The sequence below is a fragment of the Bradyrhizobium sp. NBAIM08 genome (assembly GCF_020193935.1).
Classification (GTDB): domain Bacteria; phylum Pseudomonadota; class Alphaproteobacteria; order Rhizobiales; family Xanthobacteraceae; genus Bradyrhizobium; species Bradyrhizobium yuanmingense.
Genome location: NZ_JADYVR010000114.1, coordinates 1 through 497, shown reverse-complemented (window position 1 = coordinate 497; position 497 = coordinate 1). Strand labels below are relative to the sequence as shown.

Genomic DNA, 497 nt, shown 5'->3' with positions numbered 1-497 from the left:
GCTCGACTACATCGCCCCGCCGGGGTGATAGCGGAACGAGGCGTGGACCCTGGCCCGGTACTCGACGACCTTGTTGTCCTGCATGCGCATGTCGAGGAGCTCGACCTCGGCGACCCGCAGGTCCTCGAGATGCTGCGCCGCCTCCTCGACGGCGCTCTTCGCGGCTTCCTCCCACGAGTTGGGGCTGCTGCCGACGATGCGGATTACCCGATACGTGCTCATGAGCGTCCTCCCGATGCTTATCCCCGCTCGGTTTCGGTCCCGAGCGCATCGGAGCATCACCTCGGTCCGCCGCGGGTCGCGGCGGGCGAGCGGGAGCCCGCCCGCCGGCTGGTGGCGCAGCCAGAAGCCCGTGACGCGCCGGCCCTCGACGTCGGGCACGATCCGGATCAGACGGCGCCGGGCTCTTCGAGCTCGGCGATCACCCGCGCGACGCGCCGGTACTCGCCGCGGGCGATCAGGTCCACGGGCTTGTCGTCGTCCAGCGCCTCGACCGG

General features: G+C 71.2%; 1 protein-coding gene. It reads right to left on the bottom strand.

All coding sequences use genetic code 11. The features are described from left to right. Positions 1-6: 6 nt before the first annotated feature. Positions 7-222 (bottom strand): dodecin family protein, encoded by a 216-nt coding sequence (locus I6F37_RS38675; protein ID WP_225154166.1) that lies wholly within the window; start codon positions 220-222, stop codon positions 7-9. Positions 223-497: the final 275 nt, after the last annotated feature.

What these genes read in the sequence shown, in the direction of transcription:
- I6F37_RS38675 (WP_225154166.1), bottom strand. Translation starts at nt 222, where the DNA reads ATGAGCACGTATCGGGTAATCCGCATCGTCGGCAGCAGCCCCAACTCG.